The sequence below is a fragment of the Rossellomorea marisflavi genome (genome assembly GCF_022170785.1).
GTDB classification, from domain to species: Bacteria; Bacillota; Bacilli; order Bacillales; family Bacillaceae_B; genus Rossellomorea; species Rossellomorea marisflavi_B.
This window is the reverse complement of record NZ_CP081870.1, coordinates 2,702,942-2,717,289: the sequence shown is the minus strand read 5'-3', so window position 1 is coordinate 2,717,289 and position 14,348 is coordinate 2,702,942. Positions and strand designations below refer to the sequence as shown.

Sequence of the window (14,348 nt, the reverse complement as noted above, 5' to 3'; positions counted from 1 at the left end):
TATGGAATCAATTGTGCTTATCGGATTTATGGGAGTAGGAAAAACGACAATCGGGCATATACTCTCCGAAAAGGTCGGCCTTCATGTTGTGGACATGGATGAATACATCGTAGAGCAGGAGGGGATGCCTGTCCGCGAGATTTTTGAGCGTTTCGGCGAAGGGCATTTCCGTGATCTCGAAACGGGTGTCCTGTCAAAGCTGCTGAAAGAAGCGTGCATCATCACGACGGGAGGAGGGATCGTTGAGAGGAAGGAGAACCGCAAACTGCTTGGAGAAAGCGGGTGTGTGATCTATCTGTCCGCTCCGTTCGAAAGCCTGTGGGAGCGGCTTGAAGGAGATCACGACAGACCCCTTGCACAGAATCCCCGTCATGAAGTAGAGAGTCTGTTCAGTCGTCGCCTTCCCCTTTATGAGGAAGCGAGGACCCATGAGGTGAACACCGGCGGAAAAGATGAAGAGGCGGTCACACGCGAGATCCTCTCCCTCCTCGACAGGAATTAAAGCATGGAAACCTGGGCATACTGGATGGGTGAAGGTGGTGGCAGGATGTCTGTAAATGACTACGTCAAATTCTTGACCCAGACCGTGGTTCAGCATTATAACAAATCACCCCAGGAGCGGAAAACAATCAGGAAGCAGCGCAAGACCCGGAAGGAACCATTCCTGTATCGGTGGTTCGGCATCATTCCCTATGCGGTCGGGCTGTTTTTCAAAAAAAATAGGAATCAATAAAAAGTGGCTGAGACAAACATCTTCTAGTCATAGTAAAACCCGAATTCATTTGCTGATGATCAGGCAAAATAATTCGGGTTTTTACTTTGTTTCATGACCATTACGCTTATATTGTTTCCAGCGGTTGATTGGAGTGCAAGACGAAGGAGCCGGCGGGAAAAGTGGTGCTGGGCAGGCTCGCGAGGATCACGAGCTACCCGCGGAAAGCAAAGTCTTGCACGGAAATCATAAGGGTTACTAGGAATCAGTCCTACTATTGTTTGTCATTACATGGTCCTTTTTTCGTTTTGACCTAATCTCTTTATGTGTCACTGCTGAAGGTAAAAGATCCCCCCATTGATGATTTCGATTTCGATCTTCGGTTCGTATTGATCCTTTAGGGCAGCTTGTTCAAGGAAGTAGGATTCGGGCTTTTCTTCGACCTCTTTATAAAAGTGGTCCAACAGCTCCCGGTCTTCCTTCCATGAGGCAAGGGCTGATTCTGCCCATTCCGTCGACTCCCGGCTGATTTCATCCCGCAGTTGCTGTTGGATGCGTCCGATCCCGCTTTTGGGGCGGATGATCGGGGTCAGGGTGAAGCAGAGATCCGGTATCTTCGGCGTCAGCTTGAGGGTGAGGAGTTCATCGTGAAACCCTTCCTTCATCATGCCGTTGATGAGATTGAGGCCGATGCTGCGGAACGTATCCTTCTTGCGATTCGATTGATAGGAGATTTTGACGTTCATGCCGAGCCACGGATGAAGCGGGATTTGCTGCTGGCCATACCCCGCACGGTCCTCATAGAGCCGGGTATATCCTGCCAGACTCCGGGTGGAACGGAAGATCTGGTGCAGTCGGGGTGAACCGAAATGGATGACCTCCCCCTGTAGTCCTTCCGGCGCCTTTTCCTGATCGGTGATGAGGTTTAGTGCCATGGGATTCGGTTCCCCACCGGTCTTTTCGAGATAATGCCAGTAGAATGGGCGATTCATGAGCTCTTTATCCATCTCGATCGTGAGCTGGACGGTCATATAGCCATCACCGCTTGCCTTCAGCTCACACCCGTTCGCGTGAAAATACCGCTCAAGAAATCGATGTATTTCGTGCTGCTGCATCGGCCTTCTCCTCCTTCATCTGTTCTGCAAATTGAATCATGCTCGTCAAATTTTCCATTTTGATCTTCATTTCACCCTCGGTTCTTGAGGAAGCGAAGATATCTGTCATGTGATCTTCAAACTCTTTGAAATCGAGTCGGGTCAGGATGTCATCAAGTTCGCCGATCACACGCTCGAACAGGTTGATTTTTTCATAAAGCAGGGTGAGGATATGTTCTTCGACGGTTCCTTTCGTGGCGAAATTGTAAATATGAACATCCTCGGTCTGTCCCAGGCGGTGCACCCGTCCGATCCGCTGCTCGAGTCTCATGGGATTCCACGGAAGGTCGAAATTGATGACGTGATGACAGAATTGAAGGTTGATTCCTTCCCCGCCGGCTTCCGTGGCGATGAGAACCTGGGCGTGATTTTGGAACAATTGTCTCATCCAGTCCTTTTTCCCGCGCTTGAACCCGCCCCGGAAAGGAACCGATGTGATACCATGCTGCTTCAGGAACCATTGAAGATACATCTGGGTTGCCCGGTATTCAGTGAAGATGATCACTTTATCGTCGATGGATTGGATCAGCTCCAGGGCTTTCTTTGCCTTGGAGTTGACGGAGACGTTCTCGACCTTTTGCATGAGCGTTCCGATGACTTGCTTGAATCCCTCTGAAGGATCTTCCTTTTTGGCGAGCATATTCTTTAACGTGAAGTACACCGCTTCTCGGCTGGAGCATGCTTCCCGCTGCAGGGTGAGGAGGGAGAAGGAGCTGGATGTGGCCCAGTCATCGTAGCGGCCGCGCAGAAGATCGAAGCTGTCGTATAGGTCCCTCTCTCCCTGTGAGAAGTCGATCAGGACCGTTTTTACATGGCGCTTCGTCCATTCGATACCGGTGTCATTCCTTCGGTTCCTGATCATCACCTTGTTGATCAGGTTCTTCAGATGGTCGTCATCCTCAAGGGACCGATCCCCATTTTTATACCGGTCGGTAAAGCCCGATTCGCTTCCAAGATGCCCGGGCTTCAGGAGGGAAACAAGATGGAAGATTTCCTCGATTCGGTTTTGGATGGGAGTAGCCGTCAGAAGAAGGCAGAATTTTTTCTTCAGGTTCTGCACAAATTCATAGTTTTTCGTTTTGTGATTCTTCAGTTTGTGAGCTTCATCGATGATGACGAGATCATAATCCTGTTCATACACCTTTTCCCGGTGAGGGCTTCTTTTGGCTGTATCCATGGAAGAAACGACGATATCACACTGGTCCCAGACGTAACTTTTCCTTTGGGGGACGGCAGGGATGAAGAATTTCGTATTCAACTCATAGCACCACTGGGATACCAGGGACGCCGGCACGAGTATGAGCACCTTCTTCACCAGTCCACGGATCATGTATTCCTTCAACACAAGCCCCGCTTCAATTGTTTTTCCGAGTCCGACCTCATCTGCAAGGATCGCTTTTCCGTTCATGGTCTCCACCACCTGCCTCGCAGCTTCGAGCTGATGGGGGAGGGGAGTGACATTTGCCAAATGTTTCGGTGCCTGAAGCCCCTCAAAGTTCGGAATTGCGAGATGGTGCTCGAATTCGACGGCGAGTTTGTAGAGGTCGAAACTTCCCCATGGCCCGTCATTTGTGATAAGGCTTTCAAGATTTTCTCCCCATCCCTCATCGAATATGATATCTACATTCATATAAAAACAACTCCTTTTTTTCTGCAAAAATTGATTGCCCGGAACAATTGATTAATGGTAGGATGAAAATAGATTTACAATCTTACAAAAATGATCTAAATCCGAACATTAGCATCTGCTGCATTTCTTTTATATCTTTAGTATGACCAATTATTGCAAGGAATATTGGCGAATGATGACAAGGGGAGAGACTGCAGTCTGCAGCGCCGAAGGAGCAAGCATCACGATGTGAATCTCTCAGGCAAAAAGACTCTTGTCGGACGCAACTCTGGAGAGCGTCCCGGATGGGGACCACCAAAGGGGAAAGCCGTATGAATCGGTAAACTTTCAGGTGCCAGGACAGAGAAGCCCACTTATTGAAAAGGGGCTTCTCTGTCCTTTTTTCATGCAAAAGAATGCAGTGTAACCACTAAAGGGGGAATCGCCATGTCAGAACTGAAGCAAACGCCTTTACACGATCTTTACCGCGAGTATGGAGGAAAGACGATCGATTTTGGAGGATGGGCCTTGCCCGTACAATTCTCCGGGATCAAAGACGAGCATGAAGCCGTAAGGAGCCGTGCAGGTCTTTTCGATGTCTCCCATATGGGTGAGATCACGGTGAAAGGGGAAGGTGCCCTTGAGTACCTTCAACGGATGATGACCAATGATCTGTCCAAATTGAAGGACGGAGGCGCTCAGTACACCGCCATGTGCTACGAAGACGGAGGGACGGTCGATGACCTTCTCGTTTATAAAAGGAAAGATCACGATTATCTCCTTGTGGTCAACGCATCCAATATCGAGAAAGATTACGAATGGCTCATCCATCATGCAACCGAAGGGGTCGAGCTGACGAATCGTTCAGGCGAAATCGCCCAGCTTGCCATTCAGGGGCCGCTCGCGGAGAAGATCCTCCAGAAGCTAACCGAGACAGATCTCGGCAGCATCGGGTTCTTCAAGTTCCAGGATGAGGTCATGATCAGTGGTCACGAAGCTCTCGTATCAAGAACGGGTTACACAGGGGAAGACGGGTTTGAAATCTACTGTGCATCGGATTCCGCACCGGCGCTGTGGAAGGAAATCCTTCAGGCGGGTGAAGAGGAAAGAATCGTACCTTGTGGCCTTGGTGCCCGTGACACTTTGCGATTCGAAGCGAATCTCGCACTCTATGGACAGGAGTTGTCGAAGACAATCACGCCCATCGAAGCGGGAATCGGTTTTGCGGTGAAGGTGAATAAAGACATCCCGTTCATCGGCCAGGAAGTCCTTCGCAAACAAAAGGAAGAAGGGGCACCTCGTAAGCTGGTCGGGATCGAAATGATCGACCGCGGCATCCCTCGTCATGGATACAGTGTATTTTCAGGGGAAGAGCTGATCGGGGAGGTCACAACCGGTACCCAGTCGCCGACACTGAAGAAGAATATCGGTCTTGCACTTATCAAGAAGGAATTTGCCGAGCCCGGCACTGAAGTGATCGTAGAGATCCGGAATAAACAATTGAAAGCCGTTGTAGTGAAGACACCATTCTATAAGAGAACTGGCAAATAGGGAGGACTGACGTTCATGAAGCATCGTTATTTACCGATGACAGATCAGGATCAAAGAGAAATGTTGGACAGCATTGGAGTCGACACCGTCGATGCCCTTTTCGAAGATATTCCAGAAGAAGTCCGCTTCAAAGGCGACTATAACATTAAAAAAGCTAAATCCGAGACGGAACTCGTCAAGGAACTGACGGCCCTGGCAGCTAAAAATGCCGATCTCAGGAGTCATGCAAGCTTCCTTGGGGCGGGTGTGTATGATCATTACATGCCGATCATCGTGGATCATGTTTTGTCACGTTCTGAATTCTATACGGCCTATACGCCGTATCAACCGGAGATTTCACAGGGGGAACTCCAGGCGATTTTCGAGTTCCAGACCATGATCTGTGAGCTGACAGGGATGGATGTAGCCAACTCTTCCATGTATGACGGAGGTACATCCCTTGCTGAAGCCGCCATGCTTTCAGCCGGTCAGACCCGTCGCAAGAAGGTGCTCGTATCAGCGGCGGTTCATCCTGAATCCAAAGATGTCCTGCGCTCTTATGCGAAAGGTCAGTATATCGATGTAGTAGAAATCCCCCATAAAGATGGGGTGACAGATCTTGAAGGGCTAGAGAACCTCATCGGAGATGACGTGGCAGCTGTGATTGTTCAATATCCGAACTTCTTCGGACGTATCGAGGATCTTCAGGCGATGGAAGCCATCACCCATGGTTCGAAAGCGATGTTTGTCGTCTCTTCCAACCCTCTTGCACTCGGAGCACTCACACCACCGGGCAAATTCGGTGCCGATATCGTTATCGGAGATGCGCAACCGTTCGGAATCCCTAGCGCATTCGGCGGACCGCACTGCGGGTATTTTGCCGTCAGTAAGAAGCTTATGCGAAAGGTACCGGGTCGTCTTGTCGGTCAAACGGTGGATGAAGACGGTGTCCGCGGGTTCGTTCTGACCCTTCAGGCAAGGGAACAGCATATCCGTCGCGATAAAGCGACGTCCAATATTTGTTCGAATCAGGCGCTGAACGCCCTGGCGGCTTCCGTTGCCATGACGGCACTCGGGAAGCAGGGGGTTAAAGAGATGGCGATCCAGAACATCCAAAAAGCCCACTATGCCAAAAATGCCCTGAAGGCTGCCGGGCTCGAAGTGGCATTCGAAGGACCTTCCTTCAATGAATTCGTCGTCAAATTGAAGGCTCCGGTCAGGGATCTCAATCTTCATCTCCTTCAAAAAGGGATGATCGGGGGATATGATCTCGGTCTTACGGACGAAACGCTCGCCAACCATATGCTCGTTGCCGTCACGGAACTTCGCAGCAAAGAAGAAATCGATGCATTTGCTAAAGAATTGGGGGATTATCATGCATAAGAAGGATCAGCCTCTTATTTTCGAACTCACTAAAGAAGGACGCGTAGGATACAGCCTCCCTGAATTGGATGTTCCTGCGGCAGATCTTTCAGATTTGATTCCGGCCGAATTCATCCGCACAGAGGAAGCCGATCTGCCTGAAGTGTCCGAGCTTGATATCATGCGTCATTACACGGCCCTTTCAAAACGCAACCATGGAGTCGACTCCGGCTTCTACCCGCTTGGGTCATGTACGATGAAATACAATCCAAAGGTGAATGAATATGTGGCGCGCCTCAATGGATTTGCCCATATCAATCCACTTCAGGAGCCTGAAAGTGTACAAGGGGCACTTGGTCTCATGTATGACCTCCAGGAACATCTGAAAGAAATCACCGGGATGGATGAAGTGACCCTCCAGCCGGCTGCGGGAGCTCATGGGGAATGGACCGGGCTTATGATGATCCGCGCCTTCCACGAAGCGAATGGCGATACCCAACGTACAAAGGTCATCGTTCCCGACTCTGCCCACGGGACCAACCCTGCGAGCGCAACAGTTGCTGGTTTTGAGACCGTTACGGTCAAGTCAAATGAAGACGGCCTCGTTGATCTCGAAGATCTGAAGCGGGTGGTGGGTGACGATACAGCGGCCTTGATGCTCACGAACCCGAACACACTCGGGCTCTTTGAAGAGAATATCCTCGAGATGGCTTCCATCATCCACGGTGCCGGCGGCAAGCTCTATTACGACGGAGCGAACCTCAATGCGGTCCTCTCTAAAGCAAGACCGGGGGACATGGGCTTTGACGTTGTCCATCTAAACCTTCATAAAACGTTCACCGGTCCCCACGGGGGAGGCGGACCTGGGAGCGGTCCTGTCGGAGTAAAGGAAGATTTGATTCCTTATCTTCCAAAGCCGATCCTCGTCAAAAAGGGAGAAGACTTTGTATTCGATTATGACCGCCCTGAAAGTATCGGAAGAGTGAAACCATACTACGGGAACTTCGGGATCAATGTGCGTGCCTACACGTATATCAGGACGATGGGGCCGGATGGTCTGCGCGCCGTGACGGAGAATGCCGTACTGAACGCCAACTATATGATGAGAAGACTAGCTCCTCACTTCGATCTTCCATATGACCGTCATTGCAAGCATGAGTTTGTGATTTCCGGAAAACGTCAGAAGAAGCTCGGGGTGCGTACCCTTGATATCGCGAAGCGCCTCCTCGACTTCGGCTATCATCCACCTACCATCTACTTCCCATTGAATGTAGAAGAGTGCATGATGATCGAACCGACGGAAACCGAGTCGAAGGAAACCCTTGATTCATTCATCGATGCTATGATCCAGATCGCGAAGGAAGCGGAAGAAAATCCAGAAATCGTCCAGGAAGCTCCTCACACGACGGTTGTGAAACGCATGGATGAAACCTTGGCGGCACGAAAACCCGTCCTTCGATATCAGAAAGAAGTTTAATGCAAGAAAAGAGAAAAAGGTTGGACTAAACGAAAAAAGTACATTTCCGTGCAAGACTACGTTTTCCGCGGGGTAGCCCGTGAGCCTCCTCGGCAAGCCTGCGGGGTCTCACATCAGCTACTCTTCCCGCTGGAGTCTACGTCTTGGACGCCAATCAACAGCTAGGACCAATGAAATAGACATTATGAACAAATTAAAAACCCGAATTCATTGACAAATGAATTCGGGTTTTACTATGACTGAAACACTTTTATCCCAGGCTCGTTTCTAAACGAAAAAAGCCTCCGGTACCCTGATGGGCACCCGGAAGGCTTTATTTTTTGTGCTTGATTTTCCCTGTCCACTTTTTGAATCCACCTTTTAATTGGTGGAGGTCACGGTAGCCGAGACGACGGAGCATTTGAGCCGCCCTGCCGCTTCTCATGCCGCTCTGGCAGTAGAGGTAGACGGGCTGGTCTTTACGGATCTCTTTTTGTCTCATTTTCAGTTGAGAAAGTGGAATGTTTCTGGCGCCAAGAATATGACCGTTGTTATATTCATTGGTTTCGCGGACATCGATCAGCTGGGCTTTACGGTAGCCTGCGCGAAACTCTTCCTCTGAGAGTGTGTTAACGATTCTTTTTTGATTGAAATATGTAATGAGTGAATACGCTGCGATTGCACCGATTACAATCAATAGGATATATAAAGCTTCCATCCATTCATGCTCCTTTCTACAAATGCGCTATCTACTATTATATTCATGATGGCAAACATAATCAAAAGATTTTTGAAATAAAGTTCAAACACTTTCCAATCGGTTTCCCTTTGTTTTTTACCGGGTATTTGATAGACTAAGTAACGGATTAGAACGGTCTGACATTTGTGACCGATACATAATACTGCGAACATAAGAATGAGGTATGCATAATGGAAAAGGAAATATGGAGATTCATCGATTCCGGTCACTGCTCCCCTTCTTTCAATATGGCATTGGATGAAGCGCTCCTTGACTGGCACAGCGAAGGGAAGATCCCTCCCACGATCCGATTCTATGGCTGGGACCCGGCGACCCTTTCAATCGGATACTTCCAAAAGGTAGAGAAAGAGATCAACATGGAAAATGTGAAAAAGCATAATCTGGGCTTTGTGAGAAGACCGACAGGAGGCAGGGGCGTCCTTCATGAGCACGAACTTACCTACAGCGTCATCGTCTCCGAAGATCACCCAGATATGCCAAAGACGGTAACGGAAGCGTACCGCGTCATTTCCGAAGGGATCTTACAAGGGTTCCGGGCCCTCGGTCTGGAAGCATATTTTGCCGTGCCGAAAACGGCGGAGGAGCGGGAAGGATTGAAGAATCCGCGCTCAGCCGTCTGCTTTGATGCGCCAAGCTGGTATGAGCTCGTGGTGGAAGGCCGCAAAGTGGCAGGCAGTGCCCAGACAAGACAGAAGGGTGTCATCCTCCAACACGGATCCATTCTCCTTGACCTGGACGAAGACAAGCTCTTCAGCCTCTTCAACTATCCGAATGATCGTGTGAAAGAACGCATGCAGCGCGCATTCAAAAGCAAGGCCGTCGCCATGAATGAAATCAGTGCGGAACCGGTCACCATGGAGATGGCCAAGGACGCCTTCAAGAAAGGGTTCGAAGACGGTCTCGGAATCGGATTGGAACCGTATGAGCTGTCACCTGAAGAAACACAATATGTAGAAAAGCTCGCGAAGGAACGCTACGAGTCCGACGAGTGGAATTACAAAAGATAATTTTTATTTTTTGCAGGAAATAGAATAAATGCCCGCTATTTCAAAGTTTGTCGGGTATTGGATAATATCAACATTGAAAATCATAGAAATGGGTCGATTTCCGATGGTTTATTCCGGTTAATCTCCATTTTTCTAATGTTCTTGAAGGATTGTCCACTTGACAAATGAAGGGCGAAATGAACCTCGGCACAACATATGGTGTGGGACTTAAAATTCTGACCACTATATGTTGTGTTTTATTGTTGCTTTTCTAAAGTCGCTGTGATAACGTTAGTTAAGGAAATCAAACCATCATGTATCGCAGAGAAACATAGAGCTAGAAGGAGTTGTCGATATGACTGTTGCGTCGAAAGAAAATATGAGTTTAAACATTGAGAGATTGAATGAAGATATCCGTTTGTTCCCACAGGTGCACGAGATCACCCCGGATATGAAGACTACCCATAAAGGTGTATCCCGCCTGGTGATGATCGACCGATACTCATTCAAGGATACCGAAAAAATCACCCTCTCAGCAGGTGACTTCGTTGTTCTGACCATCAAGGAAGATCCGAAGTTCCCGGCACGAGGCCTTGGATATATCAAAGAAATCGATTTTGAGAACAAAAAGGCCCACGTCTGGATCGAAGAAGAATACCGGAGTGCAATCGAAAAGCCGGAGGAAATGGAAACGGGAATCGTCCTGCGTAATCTGGACGTCATCGAAAAGCCCCTTGAAGTATTCTACGAGCAGATTGCCAAGCGTAACGCAACAGGTCTGGCGGAAGTGGAAGAAACTCCTGAACTGAAGCAAGTCTGGTTCGAAAAATTCTATCATGAATTGGTGAACCTGCACTTTGTACCGGCAGGACGCGTCCTTTACGGGGCAGGAGCAGGAACGGATGTTACATACTTCAACTGCTACGTCATGCCGTTTGTGCAGGATTCACGTGAAGGTATATCCGAACACCGGAAACAGGTAATGGAAATCATGAGTCGCGGCGGCGGGGTGGGAACCAATGGTTCTACACTGCGTCCGCGCAATACGCTAGCGAAAGGCGTGAACGGCAAATCTTCAGGGTCTGTATCGTGGCTTGATGATATTGCCAAGCTTACTCACCTTGTCGAGCAGGGCGGTTCACGTCGCGGTGCCCAGATGATCATGCTTTCAGACTGGCACCCGGACATCGTGGAATTCATCATCTCGAAGATGCAAAATCCACGCATCCTCCGCTATTTGCTTGAGAATACGGAAGATGAGACCATCAAGAAAGCGGCCCAGGATAAATTGAAATTCACACCGCTTACCGAACAGGAAGAAGCGATGTATCAAGGGATCCTGAACTACAGACATATCCCTGGCTACGGAGGCTTTGATGAAAAGATCCTGAGAGGTGCAGAAGAGAAGCTGAACACCGGTGGGACCTACAGCGTTCACAATCCGGAGTTCCTCACCGGCGCCAACATCTCAGTCTGCCTCACAAGCGACTTCATGGATGCAGTCGAGAATGACGAAGAATATGAGCTGCGCTTCCCGGATGTCGAAAGCTATGATGCCGACACGATGGCATTCTATAATGAAGAGTGGCATAACGTCGGAGATGTTCGAGAATGGGAACAGATGGGCTATAAAGTGAGAACCTACCGCAAGATCAAGGCGAAGGAACTCTGGAATCTGATCAACGTATGTGCCACATACTCTGCAGAACCTGGAATCTTCTTCATCGACAATGCCAATGATATGACGAATGCAAAAGCATACGGTCAAAAAGTCGTAGCAACCAACCCTTGCGGTGAACAGCCTTTGGCTCCCTACTCCGTATGTAACCTTGCTGCCGTCAATCTCGCTGAATTCGCCGATAAAGATGCGAAAACCGTTGATTTTGAGAAGCTTAAGCAAACGGTCGAAGTCGGCGTGCGCATGCAGGACAATGTCATCGATGCGACTCCATACTTCCTTGATGAGAATAAAACACAGGCACTAGGTGAACGTCGTGTCGGTCTAGGTGTCATGGGACTTGCCGATCTTCTGATCTACTGTGAGAAAGAATACGGCTCAGAAGAAGGAAACAAGCTCGTTGATGAAGTATTCGAAGTCATCGCGACGACAGCCTATCGTGCGTCCATCGAGCTATCCAAAGAAAAGGGAAGCTTCCCGTTCCTGGTCGGAAGCACCGATGCTGAAACACAAGCCATCCGTGAACGCTTCACACAGACGGGCTTCATGGAGAAAATGCCTGAAGATGTGAAGGAAGGGATCTTAGAGCACGGAATCCGTAACTCCCATCTGTTGACGGTTGCACCAACCGGATCGACCGGAACGATGGTAGGGGTATCCACAGGTCTTGAGCCATACTTCTCCTTCACCTATTATAGAAGCGGAAGACTCGGTAAATTCATCGAAGTCAAAGCGGATATTGTAGAAGATTATCTTTCAAGAAATCCAGGAGCCAGTGCAGATGAACTGCCTGAGTGGTTCGTTTCATCCATGAGCCTGGCACCGGAAGCACATGCGGACGTTCAATGTGTGATCCAGAACTGGATTGACAGCTCCATCTCCAAAACGGTCAACGCCCCGCGCGGTTACACTGTAGAGCAGGTGCAAAAAGTGTACGAACGCCTCTATAAAGGTGGCGCAAAAGGCGGTACCGTGTATGTAGACGGAAGCCGTGATTCACAGGTCCTCACCCTCAAAGCGGAAGAAAACAGCTTTGATGATGAAGAGGAAACTATCGTAGAAACAGCGAAAAAACCCGTTGTCCTTGTAGACACGATCCAGGATGTGCGCTCGACTGATGTGACCATCGGATCGGAAGTCGGCAACACATGCCCGGTTTGCCGTAAAGGGACAGTCAAAGACATGGGTGGATGCAACACATGCACAAACTGTGGTGCACAGCTCAAATGCGGACTGTAAGCTGATAGAGAGAAACACCTCTTTGGATGTATTCCATCCAGAGAGGTGTTTTTTTGTTTTAGAAGTGCCATCCGAAGGGATGGATCAAATCCTGAATAAGTCATGGTGCTCTTTATAATATGAAACGATAAAATTACGAAGACCATTAGTCGAGGAGCTCATTACCTTGTTCTTTCTCCAATACAGTCTGACCGGGTAAGTAGCAGAATGATCCGTCAATGGACGATAATTCAATCCAAGGGTCCTGCAACTAGAAACAGGAAGGAGAGCCACTCCTTGGTCCAGTTTGATGATTTCAACCAACAGATTCGAATCTACTTCGAATGCTGATTTGGGGATGAAACCAGCACGTTCACATAGCATGGACGTAAACGTGCGGTATTCTTCGTTATTGGCCAGGGTGATGAAGGGGTCATCGGCAACATGATGAAGCGATAGTTCGGCTACCCCAGTCAATCTGTGATTGGAGGGAAGTGCCAGAACAATATCTTCATTCACAAGCAAGCGGCTTTCCAACTCTTCATCCTGTACCGTATCACCTGCTATACCTAGTTCGATATCCCCTCGTTTCAAACTCGATAGGATATCGGTTTTTCCCGTGATGGATTGAATGATTGTTGTCTCAGGAGCGCAATTGATGAACTCACTGATCAGGCCGGAGAGGAACCGGGGGTTGGATATGGCAATCTTGATCGTGTGGGCCAGGTGATGCTCTTCACGTTCAATTTCAGCTTGTGCATTCTCCAGTTCAATAAAGATACGGTTCACATGTTTCAAAAGGATCTTACCGGAAGAGCTCAGTTGGATATTCCTCCCTTTCCGATCAAATAGGGACGTCCCCAGTTCATCTTCCAGTCGTTTTATGGTCAGACTCAGGGAAGGCTGGGCAATCTTAAGTTGTTTGGCGGCATTAGAAATATGCTCGGTATAGGCCACGGTCTGAAAATATTTGAGTTGTAGAAGTTCCATCCATCATACTCCTTCAAAACATTTACTGAGATAAATATATCCATATATTATTATGTATTAGATTAAATGTAAATGAAGGAGTAAGCTCATGATAGAGGTTCAGTTCAGTGAACCTCACTGACTATGAATGGAAGGTGCGATCACGATGAAAATTGATGTGAATACCATTTCGAAAAATCTCACAACCCCATTAACAGCACCGGCTTATCCTTATCCGGCTTACAAATTCATCAACCGGGAATACCTGACGATTCTCTATCGGACGGATGAACAGGCATTGCGTGAAGCGGTCCCGGAACCACTGGAAATCAATGAGCCCCTCGTGAAATTCGAGGTCATGTGGATGCCGGATGTAACTGGTCTGGGTGCATATACAGAATCAGGTCAGGTCATCCCTGTCCGCTTCAACGGCGAAGAGGGTGATTATGTGCACTCGATGTACGTGGACAATTTCCCAGCGATTGCGAGCGGTAGGGAGCTGACGGCGTATCCAAAGAAGCTGGGCGATCCTAAGCTTTATGTCGATTCCGACACCCTTGTTGGGACCCTGGATTATGGTTCACTCCGGGTTGCAACGGCCACCATGGGGTATAAGCATGCTGAAATGGCGAAGGAAGAAGCGCTTGAAGAGATCTGCCGGCCGAATTACATGGTCAAGATGGCAACAGATTATGAAGGGAATCTCAGGATCTGCGATCTCGTGCGCACTCAGATAACAGATATCAACGTGAAGGGGGCATGGAGCGGCCCTGCCAGACTGCAATTATTCGAACACGCACTGGCGCCGCTTGCCGACCTTCCCGTATTGGAAGTAGTATCGGCATCCCATATCCTGACAGACCTGACATTGAATGCAGCAAAACCGGTATATAACTATCTGGAGGAAAAATAAG

At 48.8% G+C, this 14,348-nt stretch carries 12 protein-coding genes and 2 riboswitches; of the genes, 8 read left to right on the top strand and 4 right to left on the bottom strand.

The annotated features are described in order from the left end of the window. Position 1: 1 nt before the first annotated feature. On the top strand, positions 2-502 hold the full coding sequence (locus K6T23_RS14240; RefSeq protein ID WP_238281461.1) for a shikimate kinase: 501 nt from the start codon (positions 2-4) through the stop codon (positions 500-502). A 3-nt stretch (positions 503-505) separates the two neighbouring features. After that, the gene (locus K6T23_RS14235) at positions 506-733 is read left to right on the top strand and encodes a YqzE family protein (RefSeq protein ID WP_317950150.1); all 228 of its coding nucleotides are present in this window, start codon (positions 506-508) and stop codon (positions 731-733) included. Positions 734-1,041: 308 nt separating this feature from the next. Here K6T23_RS14235 and K6T23_RS14230 read toward each other — a convergent pair whose 3' ends face one another. Beyond that, positions 1,042-1,827, bottom strand: coding sequence for a YqhG family protein (locus K6T23_RS14230; RefSeq protein ID WP_148984547.1), 786 nt, complete (start codon positions 1,825-1,827; stop codon positions 1,042-1,044). Beyond that, entirely contained in the window at positions 1,796-3,496 is a 1,701-nt protein-coding gene (locus K6T23_RS14225; protein ID WP_238281459.1) for a DEAD/DEAH box helicase, read from the bottom strand. Before K6T23_RS14225 ends, K6T23_RS14230 begins: the two co-directional genes overlap by 32 nt. A 172-nt stretch (positions 3,497-3,668) precedes the next feature. Further along, positions 3,669-3,759, top strand: a riboswitch (glycine riboswitch). Between the two features lie 3 nt (positions 3,760-3,762). Beyond that, a riboswitch (glycine riboswitch) is annotated at positions 3,763-3,841 on the top strand. Positions 3,842-3,922: 81 nt separating this feature from the next. Here K6T23_RS14225 and gcvT point away from each other — a divergent pair. From gcvT to gcvPB, 3 genes are read left to right on the top strand one after another with little or no spacing between them, the layout of a single operon-like run. Then, entirely contained in the window at positions 3,923-5,026 is a 1,104-nt protein-coding gene (gene gcvT / locus K6T23_RS14220) for a glycine cleavage system aminomethyltransferase GcvT (protein ID WP_056535423.1), read from the top strand. A 15-nt stretch (positions 5,027-5,041) separates the two neighbouring features. Next, positions 5,042-6,388: an aminomethyl-transferring glycine dehydrogenase subunit GcvPA gene (gene gcvPA, locus K6T23_RS14215; RefSeq protein WP_238281457.1), complete on the top strand. Its 1,347-nt coding sequence runs from the start codon at positions 5,042-5,044 to the stop codon at positions 6,386-6,388. Beyond that, entirely contained in the window at positions 6,381-7,844 is a 1,464-nt protein-coding gene (gene gcvPB / locus K6T23_RS14210; RefSeq protein ID WP_056535427.1) for an aminomethyl-transferring glycine dehydrogenase subunit GcvPB, read from the top strand. The genes gcvPA and gcvPB overlap by 8 nt, the downstream gene beginning before the upstream one ends. A gap of 313 nt (positions 7,845-8,157) precedes the next feature. Here the strand turns inward: gcvPB and K6T23_RS14205 are convergent, their stop codons facing one another. After that, positions 8,158-8,541, bottom strand: a complete 384-nt coding sequence (locus K6T23_RS14205) for a rhodanese-like domain-containing protein (RefSeq protein WP_053426605.1) — start codon at positions 8,539-8,541, stop codon at positions 8,158-8,160. Between the two features lie 212 nt (positions 8,542-8,753). On the opposite strand from K6T23_RS14205, the gene K6T23_RS14200 reads away from it, so the two are divergent. Both K6T23_RS14200 and K6T23_RS14195 read left to right on the top strand, forming a co-directional pair. After that, positions 8,754-9,590, top strand: a complete 837-nt coding sequence (locus K6T23_RS14200; protein ID WP_048014706.1) for a lipoate--protein ligase family protein — start codon at positions 8,754-8,756, stop codon at positions 9,588-9,590. A gap of 334 nt (positions 9,591-9,924) precedes the next feature. Then, the gene (locus tag K6T23_RS14195; RefSeq protein WP_048006051.1) at positions 9,925-12,486 is read left to right on the top strand and encodes a vitamin B12-dependent ribonucleotide reductase; all 2,562 of its coding nucleotides are present in this window, start codon (positions 9,925-9,927) and stop codon (positions 12,484-12,486) included. A gap of 84 nt (positions 12,487-12,570) precedes the next feature. Here K6T23_RS14195 and K6T23_RS14190 read toward each other — a convergent pair whose 3' ends face one another. Further along, entirely contained in the window at positions 12,571-13,455 is an 885-nt protein-coding gene (locus K6T23_RS14190) for a LysR family transcriptional regulator (RefSeq protein ID WP_238281456.1), read from the bottom strand. Positions 13,456-13,600: 145 nt separating this feature from the next. On the opposite strand from K6T23_RS14190, the gene K6T23_RS14185 reads away from it, so the two are divergent. After that, positions 13,601-14,347, top strand: coding sequence for an acetoacetate decarboxylase (locus K6T23_RS14185; RefSeq protein ID WP_056535429.1), 747 nt, complete (start codon positions 13,601-13,603; stop codon positions 14,345-14,347). Position 14,348: the final 1 nt, after the last annotated feature.

Bases quoted from the DNA above. Each gene is read 5' to 3' on its own strand.
- K6T23_RS14225 (WP_238281459.1), bottom strand. From the start codon at position 3,496: ATGAATGTAGATATCATATTCGATGAGGGATGGGGAGAAAATCTTGAA.
- K6T23_RS14240 (WP_238281461.1), top strand. From the start codon at position 2: ATGGAATCAATTGTGCTTATCGGATTTATGGGAGTAGGAAAAACGACA.
- K6T23_RS14230 (WP_148984547.1), bottom strand. From the start codon at position 1,827: ATGCAGCAGCACGAAATACATCGATTTCTTGAGCGGTATTTTCACGCG.
- K6T23_RS14195 (WP_048006051.1), top strand. From the start codon at position 9,925: ATGACTGTTGCGTCGAAAGAAAATATGAGTTTAAACATTGAGAGATTG.
- K6T23_RS14235 (WP_317950150.1), top strand. From the start codon at position 506: ATGGAAACCTGGGCATACTGGATGGGTGAAGGTGGTGGCAGGATGTCT.
- K6T23_RS14190 (WP_238281456.1), bottom strand. From the start codon at position 13,455: ATGGAACTTCTACAACTCAAATATTTTCAGACCGTGGCCTATACCGAG.
- K6T23_RS14205 (WP_053426605.1), bottom strand. From the start codon at position 8,541: ATGGAAGCTTTATATATCCTATTGATTGTAATCGGTGCAATCGCAGCG.
- gcvT (WP_056535423.1), top strand. From the start codon at position 3,923: ATGTCAGAACTGAAGCAAACGCCTTTACACGATCTTTACCGCGAGTAT.
- K6T23_RS14200 (WP_048014706.1), top strand. From the start codon at position 8,754: ATGGAAAAGGAAATATGGAGATTCATCGATTCCGGTCACTGCTCCCCT.
- K6T23_RS14185 (WP_056535429.1), top strand. From the start codon at position 13,601: ATGAAAATTGATGTGAATACCATTTCGAAAAATCTCACAACCCCATTA.
- gcvPA (WP_238281457.1), top strand. From the start codon at position 5,042: ATGAAGCATCGTTATTTACCGATGACAGATCAGGATCAAAGAGAAATG.
- gcvPB (WP_056535427.1), top strand. From the start codon at position 6,381: ATGCATAAGAAGGATCAGCCTCTTATTTTCGAACTCACTAAAGAAGGA.